The organism is Nostoc sp. DedQUE05 (assembly GCF_034530955.1).
Lineage (GTDB): Bacteria > Cyanobacteriota > Cyanobacteriia > Cyanobacteriales > Nostocaceae > Nostoc.
Genome location: NZ_JAVRCB010000010.1, coordinates 71531 through 92051, shown reverse-complemented (window position 1 = coordinate 92051; position 20521 = coordinate 71531). Strand labels below are relative to the sequence as shown.

General features: G+C 44.9%; 13 protein-coding genes. 5 read left to right on the top strand and 8 right to left on the bottom strand.

Annotated elements, in window-relative coordinates:
* Positions 1-168: 168 nt before the first annotated feature.
* On the top strand, positions 169-1911 hold the full coding sequence (locus RMZ42_RS09545; protein ID WP_322671191.1) for an ATP-binding protein: 1743 nt from the start codon (positions 169-171) through the stop codon (positions 1909-1911).
* A gap of 277 nt (positions 1912-2188) precedes the next feature.
* Here RMZ42_RS09545 and RMZ42_RS09540 read toward each other — a convergent pair whose 3' ends face one another.
* The 3 genes from RMZ42_RS09540 to RMZ42_RS09530 form a co-directional block, all read right to left on the bottom strand.
* Positions 2189-4984, bottom strand: a complete 2796-nt coding sequence (locus RMZ42_RS09540; protein WP_322671190.1) for a response regulator — start codon at positions 4982-4984, stop codon at positions 2189-2191.
* A 2-nt stretch (positions 4985-4986) separates the two neighbouring features.
* Entirely contained in the window at positions 4987-6132 is a 1146-nt protein-coding gene (locus tag RMZ42_RS09535) for a sensor histidine kinase (protein WP_322671189.1), read from the bottom strand.
* A gap of 215 nt (positions 6133-6347) precedes the next feature.
* On the bottom strand, positions 6348-9959 hold the full coding sequence (locus RMZ42_RS09530) for an ATP-binding protein (protein WP_322671188.1): 3612 nt from the start codon (positions 9957-9959) through the stop codon (positions 6348-6350).
* Between the two features lie 178 nt (positions 9960-10137).
* Between RMZ42_RS09530 and truB the strand changes: the two genes are divergently transcribed.
* Entirely contained in the window at positions 10138-11022 is an 885-nt protein-coding gene (gene truB / locus RMZ42_RS09525; RefSeq protein WP_322671251.1) for a tRNA pseudouridine(55) synthase TruB, read from the top strand.
* 231 nt (positions 11023-11253) lie between these two features.
* Here the strand turns inward: truB and RMZ42_RS09520 are convergent, their stop codons facing one another.
* From RMZ42_RS09520 to RMZ42_RS09505, 4 genes are all read right to left on the bottom strand, one after another.
* Positions 11254-12033 (bottom strand): hypothetical protein, encoded by a 780-nt coding sequence (locus RMZ42_RS09520; RefSeq protein ID WP_322671187.1) that lies wholly within the window; start codon positions 12031-12033, stop codon positions 11254-11256.
* Positions 12034-12234: 201 nt separating this feature from the next.
* On the bottom strand, positions 12235-13071 hold the full coding sequence (locus RMZ42_RS09515; RefSeq protein ID WP_322671250.1) for a protein-glutamate O-methyltransferase CheR: 837 nt from the start codon (positions 13069-13071) through the stop codon (positions 12235-12237).
* A 21-nt stretch (positions 13072-13092) separates the two neighbouring features.
* Positions 13093-13629, bottom strand: a complete 537-nt coding sequence (locus tag RMZ42_RS09510; protein WP_322671186.1) for a hypothetical protein — start codon at positions 13627-13629, stop codon at positions 13093-13095.
* A 184-nt stretch (positions 13630-13813) separates the two neighbouring features.
* Complete coding sequence (locus RMZ42_RS09505) at positions 13814-14380, bottom strand: HD domain-containing protein (protein WP_322671185.1); 567 nt, start codon at positions 14378-14380, stop codon at positions 13814-13816.
* A gap of 248 nt (positions 14381-14628) precedes the next feature.
* Between RMZ42_RS09505 and RMZ42_RS09500 the strand changes: the two genes are divergently transcribed.
* From RMZ42_RS09500 to RMZ42_RS09490, 3 genes are all read left to right on the top strand, one after another.
* Positions 14629-15369 carry a DUF2993 domain-containing protein gene (locus tag RMZ42_RS09500; RefSeq protein ID WP_322671184.1) on the top strand — a complete coding sequence of 247 codons (741 nt, stop codon included), beginning with the start codon at positions 14629-14631 and terminating at the stop codon, positions 15367-15369.
* A 38-nt stretch (positions 15370-15407) separates the two neighbouring features.
* Positions 15408-15959 carry a DUF2231 domain-containing protein gene (locus tag RMZ42_RS09495; protein ID WP_322671183.1) on the top strand — a complete coding sequence of 184 codons (552 nt, stop codon included), beginning with the start codon at positions 15408-15410 and terminating at the stop codon, positions 15957-15959.
* 571 nt (positions 15960-16530) lie between these two features.
* Positions 16531-16908, top strand: a complete 378-nt coding sequence (locus tag RMZ42_RS09490; RefSeq protein ID WP_322671182.1) for a hypothetical protein — start codon at positions 16531-16533, stop codon at positions 16906-16908.
* A 336-nt stretch (positions 16909-17244) separates the two neighbouring features.
* Here the strand turns inward: RMZ42_RS09490 and RMZ42_RS09485 are convergent, their stop codons facing one another.
* Positions 17245-20517, bottom strand: coding sequence for an alpha-mannosidase (locus tag RMZ42_RS09485; protein WP_322671181.1), 3273 nt, complete (start codon positions 20515-20517; stop codon positions 17245-17247).
* Positions 20518-20521 lie beyond the last annotated feature (4 nt).

Below are 20521 nucleotides of genomic sequence, written 5' to 3'. Positions count from 1 at the left end.
TAGATTCCTTTTCCCGATTTTTCTATTTTTTGACTATTTGGTATTTCTTTAGGATTACTAAAGAATTTAGATTTTATTTACAGTTATTTTATATTATTTTTAGAATTATGCAAGAAAACACAATCTGGATAAAAGGGATCTATATAGCTCCCTGATCCTCATAACCTTATGTTGGACACATGGACGCTACTTATCATCGATGATTGTGCCGCAGATCGGAAAATCTATCGTCGATATCTTTTGAAAGATCCGCACCAGTCCTACCAGATTTTAGAGGCAGACTGTGCAGAAGAAGGACTTGCTTTGTGCCAAAAAGTACGCTGTGATGTGATTTTGCTGGATTTTTGCCTACCTGATATGAGTGGGTTAGAATTTTTCGATCGCATCCAGCAGGAGATATTTAAGACTTCTGTCCCTGTGATTATGTTGACAGGGCGCGGTGATGAAGAAATCGCTGTGCAGGTAATGAAACGGGGTGCTTTGGATTACTTAGTCAAGCAAAATCTGACACAGGATGTGCTGCAACTAGCAGTCCGCAACGCCATTAAGCAGTCGTGCTTGCAAGCCCAACTGCTCAAAACTCAGGAGAGACAACGCCTAATTGCCACAACTGCTTTACGAATTCGCCAGTCTCTTAACTTAGAGCAAATTTTGAATACGGCTGTAGCTGAGGTTCAGCAACTTCTGAAGTGCGATCGCGTCATGGTTTATCAGTTTGCCCCAGATACAGATGGTAAAATAGTCGCCTCATCAGTTGAGTCATACCGCACTGTGGCATTGTGCGATCGCGTCGGCGCTGGGACTGGGGAGCAGGGGAGCAGGGGAGCAGGGGAGCAGGGGAGCAGAGGAGAAGTTGCAGTAGGTCTTTCCCCTCTGCCCCTCTGCCCCTCCGCCCCTCTGCCTTTTGTGCCTAATTCCCAATCCCCAATCCCTTATATCTATGAGCTTGGCTTGTGTAATTGTGTCAGCCTAAAAGAGCAATTTAATACTAAGGCAAATCTGGTAGTTCCGATTAATCTGAGCAACAATGGGAACCCAACACCCAAGCTTTGGGGTTTATTGATTGCTCACCATAATTCCGGGGAACGACAGTGGCAAACTGATGATGCAGAAATGCTTAATGAAGTATCAGTACAGTTAGCGATCGCTATTCAACAGGCGGAATTGTTAGCCCAAACTCAAGCAGCCCTTGCCAAAGAAAAGCAACTCAATGTATTTAAATCCCAAATAATTACAACGGTTTCCCATGAGTATCGAACACCCTTAACTTCAATTCTGGCTGCGGCATCAACTTTGGTAAAACATAGCCAGCAACTAGATGAGTCTAAACAACACAGGTTCTTAGGAATCATTGAACAGAAAGCAAGGTATATGTCCAAACTCGTGGATAATATGCTTCTGGTTAACCAACTTGAACTGGAAAAACCCAAGTTTCAACCAATCTCAGTCGATTTACTACAATTTTTTTCTGACCTTTTAGAACAAGAGCGAGAAACAGTAGGCGATCGCCACGAATTGATTTTTAAAATTACTGGTAATCATCATGGATTTTGGGGCGATCGCGGACTTTTGCAGCAAATTTTTATTAACTTAATGTCCAATGCAATTAAGTACTCTCCAGATGGAGGTAGTGTAGAATTCCACCTGATTGGCAAAGAATCAGAAACCATTTTTTACATTAAAGACTGTGGAATTGGTATCCCGATGGCAGATCGAGAAAATTTGTTTCAATCCTTCAGCCGTGGAAGTAACGTTGACACAATTCCTGGTACAGGCTTAGGACTAGCGATCGCTAAAGCTTGTGTCGAGTTACATAGTGGCAATATTGCCTTGTCGAGTGAAGTGGGACAAGGAACTAAAGTTACAGTTAGCTTACCGAAATTATTCCCAATGGGTCAAAATAATTCGTAATTCGTAATTCGTAATTCGTAATTATTACCCCACACCTAATACCAATTTAATGTGATACCAATTTGAAAAAAGAATGCGACAAATAGACCATTTGTAGAAACGCGATTCATCGCGTCTCTACCGAAGGATGTGTTGCAATCATTAATTAAATTGGTATAAATTAAGTGGCTTGTACCCTTAATGAATTAATTATTAATTACGAATTACGAATTACGAATTACGAATTACGAATTATTCGGTCAAGTATCTCCATCATCAACTTGACGTTTTAAGCATCTTAGTTGTGTTCTAGCAGGTTGACAATCTTCCTCACTAACTCCTCTGGTTCTAATGGCTTGGTAATATGAGCTTGAAACCCGGCAGTTAAGGCTTTTTGTTGGTCAATATCTGCGGCATAACCGGTAAGTGCGATCGCCAAAATCGTTCCTCCTTGATTGGGTGGGCGCGAACGAATCTGCTGGATCAGCATATAGCCATCCATATCAGCCATGCCTACATCACTCACAATTACATCAGGAATGAAACTATCAAGTACTTGCAATGCTTCTAGCCCAGACGCTACGGCTGTGACTTTTGCGCCATTTTCTTCTAGCAAAAATGCTTGAAACTCACGAGTATCAGTATCATCATCCACGACCAAAATTTCCAGGTTGCTTAAAGGAGTCTCTGCGTTTTCTGCATCAGCGCGATCTGACTCAAGTTCAATTTTTGCTGACTGGTTCAAGATCGGTATTTGAACTGTAAAGGTTGCGCCCTGATTCTCACCCAAGCTTTCTGCTTTGACTGTGCCACCGTGCAGTTCTACAATTTGGCGGACGATCGCTAGCCCCAAACCCAAGCCACCAAATCTGCGTGTCGTTGAGCTATCCTCTTGTCGGAAATAATCAAACACATACGGTAGAAATTCCGGTTGAATGCCAATGCCTGTATCGATCACCCGGATTTGAGCCTGCCCTGCAATTTGCCTTAATTCAATGATTACTTGTCCGTCATCTGGTGTAAATTTGACGGCATTGGTAAGCAAGTTCCACACGACTTGCTGCAAGCGGGCAGCGTCACCAGAGATAGGTGCAGTGGGTTCGAGATCGATCTGTAAGTTAATATTTTTTGCTTCTGCTGCTAAACGCACTGTTTCTAGGGCAGCAGAAATAACAGAGATTAAATTAAGGGGAGCCACTGTTAAGGACAGCTTGCCCTGCATAATCCGCGAAACGTCGAGTAAGTCTTCAATTAATTGTGATTGCAATTTGGCGTTGCGCTCAATCGTTAGTAGTGCTTCGCTTTGACGGGCGGGATTGAGCTTGCCTTTTTGCAGCAGTTGTGCCCAGCCCAAGATCGGGTTGAGGGGCGATCGCAACTCATGAGACAGCACCGCTAAAAACTCGTCTTTAATTTGGTTAGCTCGTTGCAACTGTTCTGCTTGTTTCTGAATCGAAACAATTAGGTTGGCTCGGTCGAGGGCGATCGCTATTTGCTCAGACATTAATTGCAGCAAATCAATTTCTTCTGAGGTAAAGCGAGTGCGGGTGCAGCTAGCAAAGCAGATAGTTCCCAATAACCGTTCTTGGACAATTAACGGTTGACCGACATAAGCGGTGGCACCCAGGTCGCGGTGGGTTTGGGCATGAGGATGAGTGGCAATTTGGGCGCGATCGAGAACGAGTTGCTGTCGTTCTTGAGCTACCCATCCACAAAGGTCTTCACCGAACTCAAGCCACTCGATCGTCTCTGCCATCTCTTGACTAATGCCCTCATAGTTTTGCAAATGCAGTCTGGGGCGATTGTCTTTTGACTCGACGATGTAGCTGTAGTAATAGTCCAACCCTAGCGGGGGTGAGAGTTTGCTAAATAAATTGTGCATCAGCGTCATCGGTTGCTCAACCGCAAGTAAATTGCTGGTAATCTCATAGAGCAACTGCAAGCGTTCATCGGCTTGCCGCTGTGAGGTGACATCGCGCATGATTTTGATAAATCCTTGCACGTTGTCGGCTTCATCGCGTAAGGGCATCACAAAGCCACTACCCCAAAAGCGGCTACCGTCCTTTCGCATATGCCAGCACTCATTTTCTGCCTGTCCTTGAGTTTGGGCGGTCTGCAATTCTCTTCCAGCGCGGTCTTGGGCGTTGTCTTCGGGGGTGTAAAGGCAGCGACTATCACAGCCAATTATTTCTGCTTCTGAATACTCCAACAAGCTTTCCGCACCAGCATTCCAGCTTGTAATCACACCGTTGGGATCGAGGGTGAAAATGGCATATTCTTTTGCACTTTCCACCATTAACCGAAAGCGAGCTTCACTTTGTTTGAGGGCAATTTCGATTTGTTTGCGAACGGTAATGTCGTAGGACATTGCCAGCACAGCATCAACTTCACCGCGAGCGTTGCGTAAGGGTGTGCCATGAGAGATATAGTAGCGATCGTGGCTGTTGTGTTCTAAGGTAAATGATTCGCCATTGAGAGCTTGGTGGTAGTAGGGTTCGTAGCTGGCTGCCAGGGCGGGTTCGAGGGCTTCCCAGAGTGTTTTGCCGACAAAGTTTTCCGTAGTCATACCGACCCACTCCAGCGCTTCGCCTTCTGCCAGCTGGTAGCGCAAATCTCGATCCACAATGAACACAGCACCATGAGGCAGTTTGGCCGCAACTTGACGCAGGCGGGCTTCGCTTTGGTGCAGTGCTGCTTCGGCAAGTTGGCGATCGCGCTTTTCTTGGGCTTCTCGCAGCGCTCGTTGGACACAAGGAACCAACCGCCGTAAGTTGCGCTTTAGCACATAGTCGGTAGCTCCCAGTTTCAGTGCTTCAATCGCCAATTCTTCGCCCATACTGCCAGAGACGAAAATAAAGGGCGTCTCAGGACACAGGTTTTGGGCAATTTTCAAGGCGGAAATGCCATCAAAACCGGGCAAAGCATAGTCTGCCAAAATCAAGTCAAACGCATTGCTTTCTAATGCCTTCACAAACTCAGCGCGAGTTTCTACCCGGAGCAGTTCAAAATTAGCGCCGCCATCGGTTAGGGTGACATCTATCACCTCTGCGTCAAGGGGATTGTCTTCCAGCAAAAGAAAGCGCAGTGCTGTCATAACTACACCTCATGTTTTGGCAGCGAAAAGTAAAACGTTGCGCCGTGGTCGATTGCGCCTTCTGCCCAGATGCGTCCGCCATGTCGATGAATGATCCGCCGTGCAGTAGCAAGCCCGACTCCCGTGCCAGGAAACTCTTCTTGGGGATGCAGCCGTTGAAACATGCTAAATAGTTGATCGCAGTATTTCATGTCGAACCCTGCACCATTATCTTTGATAAAGAAAATCACTTCTTGCTCCTGCTCAATCCTACCAATTTTGATGGCAGCTTCGGTGTTATTGCGCGTATACTTGACAGCATTCGACAGCAAATTTTGCAGTACTAGCCGCAGCAGTACTGGGTCAGCCTCTACCGTTGTTAATGGCTCGATTTCCCAGTGGAGCGATCGCCCAACCAGTTCTGGCTGCAATTGTTCTCGCACCTGCTGCACCAATTGACTGATATTAACAGTAGTCAAATGAATTTCTGTCTTCCCCAGGCGAGAAAATTCCAGCAGGTCGTCTACCATTTTTTCTGCCTCAAGAGCAGATTTGGTGATAATGTTGAGACTTTGCAAACTGGATGCATCAACGAGGGTTGCATTGAGCTTGCCTTGCAATCGTTCGGCAAAGCTGCTGATGTAGCGTAGCGGCGTTCGTAAGTCGTGGGATACCGAGGAAGAGAACGCCTCCAGTTCTTGGTTGATGGCTTCTAGTTGAGCAGTCCGCGCTTTCACCTGTTGCTCCAAGCGATCGTTGAGCGTTTGTACTGCCTGCATTACCTGTTCGCGGTAGACTGCTTCGCGTCGCAGTTGTGCTAATTGGAGGTTAGCATTGACTCGCGCTAACAATTCCCGTGCCGAGAAGGGTTTAATTAAGTAGTCATCTGCGCCAGTTTCTAAACCCTCCACCCGTGATTCTTCGCCAGCACGGGCAGAGAGCAAAATAATCGGGATTGTCTGGGTATTTAGTGAAGCTCGTAGCGATCGCAGTAACTCAAATCCATCCATTCTGGGCATCATCACATCTGCTAACACCAAGTCATAGATGGCACTTCCACCAGAGCGAATCGCATTCAGTGCGGCTAACCCATCATTTACAGCTTCCACCTCGTAGTACTGGTTTAACAACCGCCTGAGATAGCCGCGCATATCGGCGTTGTCATCCACTAGGAGAATACGCGCCCTCTTAGAGCTTTGTGCTTGAACTTCCGAGTTCTGAGCTTGAACTTCCGAGTTCAGAAGCTCAACGTCCGAGTTCAGAAGCTCAACTTCCGAGTTCAGAAGCTCAACGTCCGAGTTCAGAAGCTCAACTTCCGAGTTCAGAAGCTCAACGTCCGAGCTTTGAGCTTGAACTTCCGAGTTCAGAAGCTCAACTTCCGAGTTCAGAAGCTCAACGTCCGAGTTCTGAGCTTGAACCTCCGAGCTTTGAGCTTGAACTTCCGAGTTCTGAGCTTGAACCTCCGAACTTTGAAGTTGAAATTCTGTGCTTTCGTCAAGGGCAGTTCCCCCTGCCCCCTGCCCCCTGCCCCCTGCCCCCTGCCCCCTTCCTCTTCTTCAGGTAGCCAACGTAAGGCTTCTTCAACAAAAGCGTTTGCAGTTACAGCCGACGATACCAGTGTAGAAGCAAGCCAAATTTGGTCGGCGGGTAGATGGGCGGTTCCGGTGGGGATGGTGACGGTGAAGGTTGTGCCTTGGTCTACTGCACTCGTGACGGCGATCGCGCCGCCGTGCCGCTTGACGAGTTCCTGCACCAGAGACAAGCCAATGCCTGAGCCTTCATAGCTGCGCCCCTTCGCGCCTTTGACTTGATAGAACCTCTCAAACAGGTGAGGCAGTTCGGAAACGGGAATACCTACGCCCGTGTCGCTGACTATCAATTCAACTGTGTTTGCTTTGGGTTTGAGCGAGACGGAAATTATACCCTCGAAGGTAAATTTTAAGGCATTGGAGAGCAGATTCAAGACAATCTTTTCCCACATTTCGCGATCGACGTAAATGGGATCGGGCAAGGGAGGACAATCGACGACTAACTGTAAATTGGCATTCTCAATCGCCGAGCGGAAAACACTTGCCAGTTCCGCCGTGTAGGTGGATAAGTCGGTGGGTTCGTAGTTTGCCTTCAGGCGATCGGCTTCGATGCGAGAGAAGTCGAGCAGGGTATTGACCAGTTTCAGCAAACGCAAGCTATTGCGATGTGCTAGTTCTAGCCGTTCCCGTTGTGAAGAAGTTAGGGGATTTACCGAATCGCTCAAGGCATCTTGCAGGGGAGCGAGTATCAACGTTATCGGAGTGCGGAATTCGTGGCTGACGTTGCTGAAGAAGAGGGTTTTGGCGCGATCGAGTTCTGCCAGAGATTCGGCGCGTTGGCGTTCTTGTTGAAGGGCAGCTTGTTCCTGAATCAGGCGAATTTGATCGGCTTGTGCCTGTTTGCGATCGGTAATGTTGTTGAATACGACGACAATGTGGTATTTATCTTCGTCGATGCGCGACACCAAAATATCGAACCAGCAATCTACACTGTCGATGTAGTGTTCAAACCGGGTTGATTCCCCTGTTTGAGCCACCGTGCCAAAGGTTTGCAGCCAGTTCTGATTCAACGGTTGATTCAGTTGAGTCGCGTTTTTACCTGCGACATCGCGCAGTCCGGTTAGGGACTCGAACGCTGGGTTGACCTGCAAAATTTTCCAGTCGATCGCCTTTTCATCGTCGTCATACAGCAGTTCGCAGAGGGCGTAACCTTCGTTGATCGAATTGAACAGCAGCCGATATTTTTCTTCTGATTGGCGCAACCCTACTTCGGCGCGGGCGCGTTCAAGCCGCGTCCAGATGCGGTTGGCGAGTTCGCGGGTCAGTTCGATTTCGTCGTCGTGCCAGTCATAGGGTTCGCTACGATAGATAACGAGCAGGAATTGCCACTCGCCATTGCGTATAAGCGGTATGCTGAGGAAAGAGCCGATATTCAGAGTCGCAAACTGCTCGCCATCGGTCAGGGGGTCGTCGAACACATCACGGATGACGATATCAACTCCTGCGAGACAAAGTTGCATAACTTCGGGTGTTAAAAACTCTTGCATGCGATACGTGCCACGCAGGCTCGGCACGTCGCTGCGATGCCAGTTGTAGTCGATGACTGCAATTCCAGCCGACCCATAAAGTTCGGCAAAGGCGCAGGCTGACAGGCCGAAATGTCTGCCGATTTTTTCGCCCAGCGCATTCATCGTCTCGTCAATGTCCGTCAGACGTGCAAGGTCTTGGCTGACTTCGGCTAAAAAGGCGAGATTTGCATCGTGCTGTTTGCGTTCGTCTTCGACGCGCACGCCTTCGGTAATGTCGGTAAACAGAACCGCTACACAACGCCTTTCGGCTTCACCCAAACGGAAGGCGTAGAGATCAAAGACCCGATCGAGCGTTTTTTCCTTCTCCTCAACGCGCACAGGTTCCCCTGTTTGGGCGACTCGACCATAAATTTTCGCCCAGGCGGGGTTTGGCGTTCCCAAAATCTCGGTGGCTTTGCGTCCAACTGCATTGCTCACTGCCGTTTGTTGCTCAAATGCAGGGTTCACTTCCAAAAAGAGAAAGTCGTTCCATTCGCCGTTGTCGTCTGCCAGAACTTCGACGACTGCATAGCCCTGATCCATTGATTGAAAGAGCGATCGATATTTTGCTTCCGACTCACGCAGAGCTTCCATCGCGACACGCGCTTCGTGAATATCGGTCGCCGCGCCGTACATCTTGATGACCTTGCCGCTCTCATCCTTGAGCGGAAACGCATTGACAACGAACCAGCGGTACTCTCCATCGTAGCGGCGAATGCGGTGTTCCTGTCGTAGCCGTATGCCCTGTTCGGCCGCTTCTCGGTAACGCTGGGCAGATCCTTCGCGATCGTCCGGATGAATCGTATCTACCCAGCCCCAGCCGATCGCCTGCTCAAAGGTTTGCCCCGTATATTCCAGCCACTGCTGGTTATACCAGTTGGTAAATCCGTTAGGTTCACTATCCCAGAGCAGGTCGGGGACGAGGTTGGTGATAAGCTGCATCCGGGCTTCTGATTCACGCAATGCAGCTTCGCCCTGCCGTTGCTCAATCAAATCAGCGGCTTGGCGGACGAGTAAATCGAGAAAGCGCAGTTCGCGATCGCTCGGTCGGCGGTGTTCGCGCCAATGGGTCGAAACGATACCGATCAATTTGCCCGATCGAGCGATCAACGGGGTTGACTGCGCCGAGAGATATCCGGCATCAACGTGTATTCGCATTGAACCATCGGAGTCTTCGCTCTCAGGTACGTCGAAATCAACAAACATACGAGCGCCGTTCTTAAGTGCGATGCCGCAGGGCGTGTTGGAACTCGCATTCACGCGGTAGAAATACTCGGTCATATTCCGCTCAAAGCCCTGCGTCGCCAGCAGCACCAATTCTTGTGTTGCTTCGTCGATAATTTGTACTGTTCCGGCATCCGCCCGCGTCAGAGCGATCGCGGCAGCTATAATCTCCTGGTAAAGCGTCTGAATGTCGCCTTCGGTTACAAGCCTCGCGCTCAATTCGTGCAGTAGTTGCGTATCTTTCAGGTCTGACTCAATGGCTGATAAAGCTTGTTTACGTTTGGTAATATCTTTGTCAAGTTCTTGGGCTTCCTGCAATGCTCGTTGTACCGATGGCACTAACCGCCCTAAGCGTTGCTTGAGTACATAATCTGTCGCGCCCTGTTTGATCGCTTCAATCGCCAATTCTTCACCCAAACTGCCAGAGATGAAAATAAACGGTATTTCAGGACGTAGGCGACGGGCGATCGTTAGTGCCGCCATCTCATCAAAATTAGACAAGGCATAGTCTGCCAAAATCAGGTCGATGGCGTTGCTCTCCAGTGCCCTAATAAAAGCAGCGCGAGTCTCTACCCGCAAGAGTTCACAGTTAATACCGCCCTCGATCAGCGTGGCTTGCACGACTTCTGCATCGGTTAGATTGGCTTCGAGCAAGAGAAACTGAAATGCTGACATTATTTTCTTTTTACTGTTTTGGTAGTACCCAGTGACCAAAAGGCTCTTGAGCAGGGGGCAGGGGAGCAGGGGAGAAAGATACGCTCATTCCACATTTCATGGTTTCAGAGCAAATAAATTTATATATATTTTGCCAATTTAATGCAAAATTTTAGAAGCTGTAACTAATGATTTTGTGTTGTTATTTCAAGGTTTTCTCAATTTAAACAAACCATTTGACTGGACTTCCCACGATTGCGTAGCGCGGGTGCGAAAGTTGTTGCGCCTCAAACGTGTAGGACACGCAGGAACCTTAGATCCAGCTGCTACAGGCGTTTTACCGATCGCACTTGGTAAAGCCACAAGATTATTGCAATATCTGCCAGAAAACAAAGCTTATAAGGCTACGATTCGTCTGGGTATGCGGACTACAACCGATGATTTAGAAGGTGAAATCATTAGTTCTCAAGCTTGTGCAGGATTGAGTTTGGCAGAGGTGAAAACTGCACTGGCACAATTTGAAGGCAAGATTGAGCAAATCCCACCGAATTATAGTGCAATTCAAGTGGATGGGAAACGTCTCTACGACTTAGCACGCCAAGGAAAAATGGTGGAAGTTCCAGTGCGAACAGTGGAAATTTTTCAGATAGATATTTTGGACTGGAGAGAAGGAGATTTTCCCGAATTGGATGTGGCGATCGCCTGTGGATCTGGTACATATATTAGAGCGATCGCTCGTGACTTAGGTGCAATCTTAGAAACTGGCGGCACACTTGCGGCTTTGCTCCGTACCCAAAGCAGTGGTTTCGATTTAACAAATAGTCTCACTTTCGCCGACTTAGAAGCTAAATTGCAAGGCGGGACGTTTCAACCTCTTGCCCCTGATGCAGCGTTACAACATTTGTTGTCTGTGACTTTACCAGCAATACCTGCTCAAAAATGGTGTCAAGGTCAGCGAGTTTCTCTAGATTCTGATATTACTGGGATAGTGAGAGTTTATCAAGAAGAGACTCACTTTTTAGGTATTGGACAATTACAAGATGAAGTGTTGATTCCGCAAATGGTTTTTGAGGCGATTTCTTGAAGAAGAATTCAGGAGCGGAGCCGGAGACGCTTTCTACCAGACGCACAGAATTCAATTCTGAATTCTGACTCCTCACTCCTGAATTCTTTCTGTTATATCATATCCGCTTGATTGCTTATTAAACCAGGAGTTCCCCACCCCGCCAAAGCTATGCTTTGTCTCCCCTCCCGAAGAGCGAGGAGGGGTTGGGGGTGGGGTTCTTTTATTATGGGTAATTTGGCGGACATGATATTAAACCAAATAACTCGTATTAGGTACGATCGCAAAGAAGGCATACTCGTACCAAGCAGTCCAGATGAAACTGCGAATCCATCGCTGACGCTTGTCGAAACTCAATTCATATTCAAACGCGCCACGAGATACATCAATAGAAGATAGATGAGAGTTGCAACCGCAGCCATGCTGATAAGTAAAACCGTATTTAGAGGCAATACTTTGCACCTTCATTTGAATAGCAAATACCTTACCTGCATGGAGTATGGCATCCCAAGCACGTTTATGCTCAATATCGCGTCGATCGAATCGCAAAGCACGTTCTTCAAAAACATGATCGCGGTAAATTGGGGCTAAATGCACGTGATAAAAGCTAGCAGGTAGTTCATAACCAAATTCATTAAATAAATCTATGCCGATGCGAGCCACTTTTACTTCATCAGCGTAATCGATTCCTTTTGACTCCAGATCGCAAAGAATTTCTGTAAAGTTCGGATAGCTGTGTTTGAGAAAGTCTTGCCCAAAAAACTCTAAGGTTTCCCATGCTAGTTGTGCAAATAGCTGAGAAAATGATGGTATTAGGTGAGCTAGTTGGGGGCGATCGCTAAATAAATCAACATCACCACATTCTAATTTATACAAAAATAGCTGTGCCATCTCAACATAGCTTTGGGGCTGGGAAAGTCCGACACTCGTGGTTCCTCTAGCAATGTCTTGCCATATAGAAGGTAGTTGAGAAACATGAACCGCATTTTCTCCAGCAATGACTGCAACATGAGGACATTCGAGAAGTTGCATCGACAATCTCCTTAAATACTTTAATGTGTAATTTACCTTAAGAGAGCGTTAAATCTATCTTCTGAACACAATAAAAAATGTTTGACAGACTGTCTTTTGACAACGAGCGCAATTTTATTCCTAATTTTCGGGGTATTGGTTATTAGTTATTTTAGAATAATTCATAATTCATAATTCAATTACCCATTTAAAGCATTCTTTTCACTTACCTGCTATTTTCCTATATATTTTCTCTCCCTTGACTAACTCTTCATAGTACTGCTCATAAGAGGTGAACCTGATAGATTCTTGTCTTCCTAAACCCAAGATGCCAAAGGTGCAAAGGCTATTATAAAACAGTTCGTGTACGCGTTTTTGAAGTGCCTGATTAAAATATATGAGGACATTACGACAAAGAATCACATTAAACTCATTAAAAGAACTATCAGTGGCTAAATTGTGCTGGGCAAAAACAACATTTTCTCTTAGGGACGCTCGAAAAATAGCATTATCATAAGCTGCTGTATAATACTCTGAGAAAGATTTCTTGCCGCCTGCTTTTAAATACAGGTGAGTATATTCCTGCATCATTTTCAGCGAGAAAATCCCACTTTTGGCATTTTGTAATACCTTCTCATTCGTATCAGTGGCATATATACGGCAACGGTGATAAAGTCCTTCTTCTTGCAGTAAAATTGCCATTGAATAGACCTCTTCACCAGTTGAACATCCAGCGTGCCAGATCCGAATAAACGGATAGGTTTGTAAGAAGGGAATAACCTGATTTCTGAAGGTATTATAAAAGCTGGGATCGCGAAACATTGATGTGACATTCACCGTCAGAGCCAGCAAAAATCTTTCTAAATAAGCGCGATTATGTAGTAATCGCTCTTGCAATGCAGAAATATTTGCTACCCCTTCTAATTGCATGAAGCCCTGAATACGGCGCTTGAGTGATGAAAGAGCATAATTGCGAAAGTCATAACCGTAATATTGATACACACCTTCCAAGAGTAGGTGTATTTCTATGTCCTCTAAGATCGGTTTGGGCAGAGGCATGATATTCATAATTCATCGGTTTCAGTTTAACCAAGTGGCTTTTATTACTAAAACAGCGATCGCAATTATTGAAATTCCAGCTAGCCATCTAACCTGATAGCGCAGATTTTTTATCTCTTGACTCAGGCTTTCTCTTTGTGGGATGGAATATGGTTCTAGTTGTACAACTTCAATAGCTACTTGTTCGGGTGTCTTTTGGAGATTTTCAAACGAGACTTGCGTGTGTAGCCAATTAGTAATCAGTTGCGGACAGTTCTTTTTAAACCAATTTAAAGCTATGATTCTAAAAACTGGTTTAGACATTCGGGCAATTAATTTCATCACCCTGTTTAAGGGTTTCAGGCGAAGCTTTTGATTAATCAAATTGACTGAACCAACATCATAAAGACAATCCAGAATTAGTTTTACAGTGGCTTCTTCACTGTTAATCAAGTTTTGCAGTAAAAGCAGAACATCACGCATCCGCTCTGCTTCTGCATACTTTTCTGGCAAGTTTTCTGGAGGATTTACTGAAGGATTTACAGTTGGATTTAGGGTGTTTTGTCTTACTATCGTCATATTGGTAACATACCAGTCATAATAATATCAGTACACCTATCTGCCGAGAGAAAGGTTTTTTATCTAGAGAGAGAACCTAAAAGCCAAAATTTATTCGTAAGAAACATGACTATATCGTGTTTGTAAAAAATCCGTTTGTCTAGTTCTAATAAATCTTTTATCTACTTCTGGGTAAATAAATTTTTTATGTAGATGCTAAGACTTCAATTTCCGAAACCACCCGTTCTAATTCCTCAATTATTACAGTGCTTTCAGTTTTTTTAAAAGCCTCTAAAAGCGCCCGATAATACCAAAGAGTACCTTCTTTACGCCCATGAAAACGTTCCCAAAGTGATTCGCCCAAAATGCGATAATCTTTGAGAATAGACTGGGCATTGTAAAGTTTATCAGCGGATGACACCAACAGTACTGATGGGGAAGCTGTAGGAATATGAGCAATATATGCCTCCTTGCGCTGTCGCCAAGGGGGTTTTGGAGTTGTATCAGCGTCAGTACAACCATCTACAATTGCCGTTACATTGTCACCAAAGCGACGGCGAATTTCTTCTCGTGTTGCAGCGCCACCTTGATCTTCGATCGCATCGTGTAACAGAGCTGCGATCGCTTCATCTTCATTTGCCCCGTATTCTAAAGCAATACTGGTGACACCTAATAAATGGGCAACATAAGGGACACCTGAACCTTTACGAACTTGGTTAGCGTGTAGTTGGGTGGCGTAGATCAGGGCTGCGGTAAAACGTTCTGAGAGCATTGTATAAATAAAAAAGTTTTAGCAGTCAGAATAACTCAACTGAAATATTGGGTTTGTGTCAATTTTATAACAAATCGCTCCAAGTGCAGAGGCAGTAAAGGATAAAAGTAGTATATAAGTAAAATTTAAATTTCAAATTAGATAGATAACATTTAAATCTATATTCCATCGACAGATAGATAAAACTCTGCTGTTAGTTTATTAAATTTACTCAAGGATGTGCTTTTAACTAGGAGTTAATTTACATAATGCCAGACAATCCTGGATTAGGAGAGCAAGCTCTCAATAAAGCGGCAGAAATAGGATTATCTAGTCAATTAGATGAAGTAGAAAATTTAGATGTAGACATCAAAACAGACCCGCTGAAACTGGTTCAGGGAGAGGTGGATGAAGTCACGATTGCAGGTGAAGGTTTAGTTATGCAGAAAGACCTCCGTATGGAGGAATTGGATATGAAAATGAGTAATGTTGCCATTAATCCTCTAAGTGTGGCTTTTGGTAAAATTGAACTAACTAAACCGACAGAAGCTAATGCACAGGTTGTGTTAACCGAAGCTGATATTAATCGTGCTTTCAACTCCGAATATGTGCGATCGCAACTGCAAAGTCAGAAAATACATATTAACGGACAACTAAAAACAATTGAACCTCAAAATGTAGATTTTCGATTACCGGGTGATGGAAAAGTAGCACTAAATGCCAGCATAAAATTAGTAGAAACTGGGGAAAATCAGCAAGTTGCTTTTTCCGCAGTCCCCAGGATTAGCAGCAATGGAAAAAGTGTTGCTTTGGAAAATGTCGAGTATGGCGAAAGTGAGGAAATATCGCCAGAGTTGACCAAAGCTTTGATCGATCAAACTAGCGAAATTTTGAATCTAAGTAACTTTGATTTAGACGGCATAAGTTTGCAAGTCAACCAACTAAAAGTAGAAGTAGGTAAACTAATATTACAGGCTGAAGCTTATGTTGAAAAAATTCCTTCAGCTTAAAATAGTAAAGCAAGGTTCATAAATTCAGGATACTAATAATGGAAACTACAGAAACAACGCAAACAGGTTCAACACCTTTTCCAAATATTCCACCAGTTATTGAAAGTAACGACAGTGAGTATCGTGATACCGGTGTACCCAGTACAGTTGCGATCGCCGGACATCCCCTACACCCCTTGAGCGTGATCTTTCCCATAGCCTTTTTAGCCGCCGCTTTGGGTAGTGACATTGGTTACTGGTTAACTGGCGATTTCTTTTGGGCTAGGGCTTCGCTATGGTTAATCGGACTTGGATTAGCTGGAGGCGTTCTTGCATCTGCGATCGGTCTGAGCGACTTTGTGAAAATTGAACGCGTCCGCAAGCGCACCGCCGGTTGGACGCATTTGATACTTAACGTTTCTATATTAGTTTTATCACTCGTTAACTTTCTCCTACGTTTAGGTGACGCTGAATCCCGAATACTACCTTGGGGACTGTTAATCTCGCTTGTTGTCGGTACGCTAACCAGTGCTTCTGGTTGGTTCGGCGCTGAACTTTCCTATCGCCACAAAATTGGTGTAGTGGGTGGAGGTAGCAGAAGATATCCTTAAAGGACGTGTAAGGCAGTGTTTCGACTACGCTCAACAATCAGACAGGAGGCAGAAAGCAGGCGATCGGTGAGCGTAGTCGTTGCCGCAGCCTCTTGTAAAGAAGTTATGCAGAAGATAGGAAAAACGCAGCACTTAACAAGATAGTTGCCTGAAACTAGAAACTTAGTGAAAGATTATTATTTACAGCTTCCGCTAAGAATATTTAGCAGTTATCCTTTGTATTTGATACATCTTGTGGAATCGAGATAAGTCCGATTTAAAGATTTTATAAATCAAAATTTGTGAGGGCATTTACCTTGCCCAGCAAGCCTTTTAAACTAATCTTACAATAAAAAATTAGCTTGTTTAATTAATAACTGTATACTTTATCTATGTGGTGAAAAAAATTACATCCTGTTAGATACTAGCTATTTATATACACAAAATTATAAAAATTGCAATTATACAAAAGAGTGAAATTGCAATATTGAATTTCATCCTAAATTAACTTTAAAAAAGTGCGCGAGCGGTAACTTTCAGACTTTAAAGTGTTTTAATAAAGTTATTACCGAAAGTTTAGAGAAGCAAAAACATGAAAGGTTTCAGGAAGTTATCTTCAATAGCAGTATTGCTATTTGCCTTTGTGTCTCCGCCCTCATTAGCTGAAGCGAAAGATATTTCTCTAAGTAATACTCTGAATGAACAGAGCGTTGCACCAGATGCTAACCTGGTTGGAAATAAAACCGGAGAGCTTTTGATTGCTCAACGGTCGTCAAGACGATACCAGAGAATCCGAGGACGGCAGAGAATCCGCGGACGGCAGCCCTATGGACGATACCAGAGAATCCGAGGACGGCAGCCCTACGGAAGACGGCAGATAATCCAACGACGGCAGGGCTTTGGACAACGCCAGATTATTGAACGACGGCAGCCCTACGGACGATATCAGATTATCCGCCGACGCTATTAGAGATAGAAGTGAAAATGACGTAGGCATAATACCCTTCTCCTAACGGAAAGGCTACGCGTAGCTTGCTTGCAGAAAGTGCTATGGGAAGCCTCCAGCTACATGAATTTTGCCTACTAAATATTTCGGATAACACATATTTAGTTCACCAGATATCTAATGGTTAGTAATGGCGTGACAAGACTAAAATGTTGCAATAAATTTTCTTGTGGGGCGGGCATCTTGCCCGCTAATTAGGACGGGCTAGAAGCCCATCCCACAAGAGTTTGCTAATGCACAAATTTAGCCTTGCCACGTTAGTAGTTGTTCTATTAATCACTAAACATTAACTATGATGGCTCACTTCAGACTGGGATTAATCGCTGATATCACCTTAAAATTGGCGATTTTCCAAGGTTGTATCATCAAATTTTGTTGCTGAGATGAAAATTCACTACTGGCGGAACGCTCTAATAAATCTACTGTATTTCCAAGATTTAACCCTAAATCACTTTGCAAAGATAACTCGGCTGTTTCTCCGTGAGATTCATAACATCGCAGAATTAACTGCTGTGGATCGTCTTCAGATGGCTTCAAGGCCATTAAGATTAAATTTTCAGCTGATAAATCTAGGAAACTTACTCCTTCAATAGTGCCGATAGCGGTAGCGGAGGGTTTAGCCAGTGGCCAATTGAATATCACTTGCAACGGTATATTCAATTCATAGCCACGCCGTACTGTGTGGGCTGATTCCCAACTATCAGCATGAGGATACAAGGTATATTTGAACTCGTGAAAACCTCGGTCAGCTTTTGAGTCTGGCCAATTAGAACTGCGTAGCAGTGTTAGACGGAGTTGATTTGGTTTGCTGTCATAGCCGTATTTACAATCATTGAGCAAACTGACACCATAACGATTTGGGATTGCGGTATCTTCTGTCTGTGTGTTTTCTGCTGTTAAATCAGCCCAACGCAAAGCAGGAACTTCCCATTTTGCTTGTTCTGCGGGAGTTTGCGGTTTAGTTGGGCGGCGAATCGCGCCACAGGGAATTTCATAAGTAGCAAAGTCAGCTTCAATATTTAGAGGAAAAGCAGCTTTCACTAATACATGATTTTCTTGCCAATTGACAGTTGTAGCAATGTTCAGCAGAGGTGAACCAGCTTGCAGAATATAGTCTTGGCAAAATTCTGATTCACCCAACTGACGCACCACGCGCACGCGACTTTGCACTGGGCCTTGTTCTAACCACTGAATAAATTGAAGATTTGTTGAGGGTAAGGGATGTTGAGCATAATTGGGGTCGATATTCCAAGCATCCCAATATTGCCCACTGTCTTTAAAAGCTTGCAGTTGATTCCCCGCCCCACTTAAAACTTCTCGCTGATAAGTTTTGTCAAAAACACTTGATAAATCTCCGGTGTCGGGATCTATAACAACTCGCAAGAATTCATTTTCTAAAATCCATTCTGGGAAGAGTGCGGGAGATAAGGGAGAAACGCGATTCATCTCGTCTGGATTGGAGAGTGAAGGGGAAAGCCAAAATATGCGGTAGCCTACGGGAGGAATTTCGCTGGCGAGAAATAGTAGGGTTGATGGTTCAGATAATTGGGAGACAAGCTGGTTTCCAGAAGCATCGTAAATCTGCCATTCCTGGGTAGTTGTTGGTGGTGTGGGTAAGGCTACAGAGATTACCTCAGAACGTTGCCAATTGAGAGAATTGAAAACAAAAATAGGCAGACTATCGGGTTTTGGTGGTTCTGATAGGGTAATGTGAGATGCGATCGCTAAAAGTGATTCTTGTAATATTTTCGTTCCCACTTGTTCCACTTGCTGCCATTGAGGCAACGCATCGGTGTAAACTTGGGTAATTGAAGAACCAGGTAAAATATCGTGAAACTGTTGAAATAACACCTGCTTCCAAGCTGCTTCGATTTCTGCTTTAGGATATGTCAAACCACAGCTTACGGTTGCCAAAGTAGCAAATAGTTCAGCTTGATATAATAAATTTTCACAACGCCGATTCCAGCGTTTTTGATCTCCGTGGGTAGTGTAGCAACCGCGATGAAATTCTAAGTATAGTTCGTCATTCCAAGTAGGGAATGACAGAGAATCATCACTACTGCCTACTGCCTCCTGCCTCCTGCCTCCTTTACTGATTTGCTGTAAATACTTTTCAGCCGTCGTAAATTCTAAGTCTGGAAATAAAGGAGACTTTTGCCAGCGTTGGGCGGTTTCTAACATATCACGGGTGGGGCCGCCGCCGTGGTCGCCGACACCGGGAAGCCAGAGAGATTCTGATAAACTAGTTTGGGTTTGCCACTCAAGAGCATAAGTTGCCATTTTAACTGGGTCTATAGCTTCACCGATGGGTGCAGACATCAAACTAAAGACTTCACTGCCATCAGGCGATCGCCACCAAAAAGCCCCATAATCTAATTTAGTAGTATCATTCCACCGCAACTTCTGCGTCACAAAATACTCAATTCCGGCATTAGCGAAAAACTGCGGTAAAGTGGCACAAAAACCAAAAGAATCTGGAACCCATTCTACAGTTGAAAGCTTGCCAAATTTCTCCTGGATGTAGCGCTGACCATACAATAACTGACGGACTATTGATTCACCTGCAATGATGTTGAGTTCTGGTTCCACCCACATTCCGCCGACAACTTCCCAACGTCCAGCAGCTACCTGTGCTTGAATTGCCCTAAACAAATCCGGGCGATGTTCTTCAATCCAAGCATAAAGTGCGGGACTTGAATGACAGAAAATTAACTCAGGAAAATCTGCTTGCAACTTCAAAACCGACTCAAAAGTATTTTGCGCCGCATTCCAAGTTTCACTCACAGGCCATAACCATGCTAAATCTAAGTGAGCATGACCCAGTAAAAAAATTTTAGATTTTTGATCCCCCCAACCCCCCTTTCCAAGGGGGGCTAAGATGTCGGATTGAATTAAATTTTGACGTAGAGACAAAAACGATCTTACTAACTCTTCCTTGGCGTCCTCTGCGCCTCTGCGGTTCGTAATCTCCCCCACCATCGCCGCCAAAACATCCAACCTCTCCGGCGCAAATTTTTCTAAATAAAGTTGCACTACAGCTAACTCATCAGCCACAAAACCCGGATCGGGATTATTATCAACATAAGACTCATAAACTAGGAGCGATCGCACTAAAGCACCATCACAATGTCCCGGACTCACTAACCGCAAAGCCACAGTGAATTCTTCCCCTGGCTTCACCCCCTCACACAGAAGCACTCTCGGCGAACAATCAAATAAATCACCCTCCAGCACTAACTCGCCATTTATATAAATCTCAGCAGAATCCGCCCACCAAACCAACGCCAGCCGCAAAGATAACCCAGCTAAGGGATAACCGTGTAAATCTTGGGGAACCACCAATCTTTGCACTAGCCATAGCACTTTTCTCCCACCCGTCCAAGCAATATGTTCTTTAGCATTCAACTGGGCAGGTTGCCAATCAGACAAATCAGCAGCTACAACATCAGTAATAACTAAGTCAGATTCCTGATACAGCCACGTAGACTGGATATTAACTTGACAAAAAGAGCGCAGTTGCTCAATTGCTTGTGAGATAAATTTGGTCTGGGATTGAGAGACAGTCGGGGTCATATAT